This is a genomic window from Gallibacterium salpingitidis, from assembly GCF_001678495.1.
GTDB classification, from domain to species: Bacteria; Pseudomonadota; Gammaproteobacteria; order Enterobacterales; family Pasteurellaceae; genus Gallibacterium; species Gallibacterium salpingitidis.
Window position 1 is genome coordinate 1 of record NZ_JTJL01000069.1, and the last position, 3,468, is coordinate 3,468.

General features: G+C 39.0%; 3 protein-coding genes. All 3 read left to right on the top strand.

Going from position 1 to position 3,468, the window contains the following annotated elements; genetic code table 11:
• Positions 1-296 precede the first annotated feature (296 nt).
• The 3 genes from QS62_RS11005 (at position 297) to QS62_RS11015 (ending at position 3,305) form a co-directional block, all read left to right on the top strand.
• Entirely contained in the window at positions 297-1,616 is a 1,320-nt protein-coding gene (locus QS62_RS11005; protein ID WP_066110136.1) for an NCS2 family permease, read from the top strand.
• Between the two features lie 141 nt (positions 1,617-1,757).
• Positions 1,758-2,297, top strand: a complete 540-nt coding sequence (gene pyrR, locus QS62_RS11010) for a bifunctional pyr operon transcriptional regulator/uracil phosphoribosyltransferase PyrR (protein ID WP_066110138.1) — start codon at positions 1,758-1,760, stop codon at positions 2,295-2,297.
• A gap of 66 nt (positions 2,298-2,363) precedes the next feature.
• Positions 2,364-3,305: a peptidylprolyl isomerase gene (locus QS62_RS11015; RefSeq protein ID WP_066110140.1), complete on the top strand. Its 942-nt coding sequence runs from the start codon at positions 2,364-2,366 to the stop codon at positions 3,303-3,305.
• Positions 3,306-3,468 lie beyond the last annotated feature (163 nt).

Consider the following 3,468-nt stretch of genomic DNA (forward strand, 5'->3'; position numbering starts at 1 on the left):
TAGCAAGAGTGCGAGGGTGTGCTTTCTTTTGCTTCGTTTTCTTTGCACAAGCAAAGAAAATGAAGTCGCCCTTTAGGGCGACCGACCTACTTTTATTCGCAAGTGTACTTCGTTCACTTGCTCACCCTACGGGTCGTTGCAAGCAACGTTCAAAAAGCTAACGCTTTTTGTCTTTGCCTGTATAAAGAAAAGTAGGGTTAAAGCAAACGATTGCATTTTTCTATAGTAGATTTTTTCTGACTCAGGTAAAATTCACCCCTATTTTTTCTTATTCATTATTTTTAAAAGGTAATTCAATGGCTAATATGCTCGAACAACGTTTTGAACTTACTGCTCGCAAAAGTTCTTTACGCCAAGAAGTAATTGCGGGGCTCACCACTTTCTTAGCAATGGTCTATTCGGTGATCGTAGTACCAGGAATGTTAAGCAATGCGGGATTTTCTGGAGAATCTGTCTTTATCGCTACTTGTTTAGTCACCGGTTTAGGTTCAATTTTAATCGGTTTCTGGGCAAATGCACCAATGGCAATCGGTGTTGCTATCTCATTAACTGCTTTTACCGCCTTTAGTCTCGTGTTAGGACAAAAAGTTAGCGTTCCAGTTGCACTCGGTGCAGTATTTTTAATGGGGGTATTCTTTAGCATTATCTCAGCAACAGGTATCCGCGCTTGGATTCTACGCAATTTACCTGCAAGTATTGCACATGGCGCTGGTATCGGTATTGGTTTATTCCTATTATTAATTGCAGCGAATGGTGTTGGTCTAGTTGTTGGTAATAATGCTGGTTTACCAGTAAAACTTGGCGAGTTTACTTCATTTCCAGTAATGATGTCTTTACTCGGGCTAGCTGCAATTATTGGTTTAGAACGTTTACAAGTGAAAGGCGGCATTCTCTTAGTCATTATCGCCATTACTATTATTGGGTTAATTTTTGATCCAAATGTAAAATTCGCCGGAGAGATCTTCAAACTACCGACTTTTGGTGAAACCTCACACTTTTTGCAACTCGACATTATGGGAGCATTACAACCAGTGGTATTACCAGCAGTATTTGCTCTAGTAATGACCGCAGTTTTCGACGCGACAGGTACTATCCGTGCGGTTGCTGGTCAAGCTAACTTACTAGACAAAGATGGACAAATTATCAATGGCGGTAAAGCACTCACTTCTGACTCACTCAGCAGCATTTTCTCAGGTCTATTTGGCACAGCTCCGGCAGCGGTTTATATTGAATCTGCCGCTGGTACTGCTGCAGGTGGTAAAACAGGTATTACCGCTATTGTCGTTGGCGTACTTTTCCTCTTGATGTTGTTCTTCCAACCATTAGCTGCGTTAGTGCCGGGCTATGCAACTGCTCCTGCATTAATGTACGTTGGTTTATTGATGTTAAAAAATGTAGCTGCACTGGACTTTGATGATTTCGTAGGTGCAATGAGCGGACTCATTTGTGCTGTATTTATTGTCCTCACCGCTAACATCGTTACCGGTATTATGCTCGGCTTTGCGTCATTAGTGATTGGCCGTATTATTTCTGGTGAATGGAAAAAACTTAATATTGGTACCGTTATTATCGCGATTGCTTTAGTTGCTTTCTATGCTGGTCATTGGGCAATCTAATTAGTAATTTCCTCACGTGTGTGAATAATATTATTCACACACGTTTATTTTATCAGCAGAAATACGTTTTCAATGTGCGTTAATGCTAATTTTATGTTATTTTGAGCAGGTGTTTTTTCTTTGAAAAAAGGTTTTTGATTTATGGAAAAAGTGATTATCGATGAAAATCAGTTTTTTCGTACGATTTCACGTATTTCTCATGAAATTATTGAGAAACATCAATCGCTTGATGATCTAATTATTGTTGGCATTAAACGTCGAGGCGCAGAAATTGCGGAATTATTACGACAAAAAATTGCTCAATTAACAGATATCACCTTACCTTATATGGAACTAGACATCACCTTTTATCGTGATGATCTTGAGTATGCCGATCCTACAGAACTCCCTGTTTATCATGGCTCTTCAGGACAGATTAATATCCAAAATAAAAACATTATTTTAGTTGATGATGTATTATTTACTGGACGAACTATTCGCGCCGCTTTAGATGCCTTGATTGATTTTGGACGGGCAAAACGCATCGAATTGGTGATTTTTGTGGATCGGGGACATCGTGAATTACCCATTCGTGCCGACTATGTTGGGAAAAATGTACCAACTTCTCGACAAGAACAGGTGCAAGTAAAAACAATGAAATTTGATGGTTGTTACCAAGTTGAATTATTAAAACCTGAATGAAACCTTTTTCATTTTTAATACTCTAACCGAACCGTAATGTTAAATAGCAAAATAGGACAACATTGTATGAAAAATAAGTGGATCAAATTCCTTCTGTTAGCGAGTTGTTTATCTGTTGCAGCAACCAGTTATGCTGTCGAAAAAGTGGTTGCTACTGTTAACGGTACTCCAATTTTAAACAGCCAAGTCAGTAAAGCACTAGGAAAACGTGCGAATACACCAGCGAATCGTGCCGCTGCGCTAGATAGCATTATTGATGATATGTTGGTGCAAAAAGCGATTGCCGATGCAAAAATCTCAGTGTCGCCACAACAAATTCAACAAATTATGCATCAAATTGCCGATGAGAACGGTTTAACCTATGGACAATTTTTAGATGCCTTAGATTATCAAGGGATTGGCGAAGCACGATTCCGTCAGCAAATTGCTCACCAAATCATTATGGGTCAAGTGCGTAATAAAACAATCAGTGAAAGTATTTCTGTTTCTCGCGAACAAGTTGAGCAACTAGCAAAACAGATGTATAACGAAGCGCAACAAAAAGGCACATTGAAAACCGTTACTGCACCAGAATATTTAGTCAAGCACATCTTAATTAAAACCAATCCATTATTAAACGATGCACAAGCTAAACAACAATTAAGTACATTGCGCGCTGATATTCTTGCAGGTAAAACATCTTTTGCCGACGCAGCAAAAACTTATTCTAAGGATTACCTCTCTGGCGCTAATGGCGGTAGTCTAGGTTGGAATTTCCCTGATATCTATGAGCCAGAATTCCAAGCAATGATCAAAAATACTAAGAAAGGCACTATCTCACAACCTTTCAAAACTAAGTATGGTTGGCATATTTTAGAAGTTGTCGATACACGTAATGGTGATAGAACTAAAGACAGCTATATGCAAAAAGCTTACCAACAAGTCGTTAATCAACAGGCAATGGAAGCCTCTAAAGACTGGGTGAAAACCTTACGTCGCTCTGCAGACATTAAGATTTTGCAAAAATAATCTTGGTAGCATAAACTGAACACTTAACAGACCGCACATAATGTGCGGTCACAGACTGATGACAAACCTAAATTTTGTCACAAATTTCCATAAAATAGCTTTGGGTTCCCTCTCACTCTTGCCCGAATGCAAATAAGATTTTCAGGCAAAAAAAGCTGTCAAT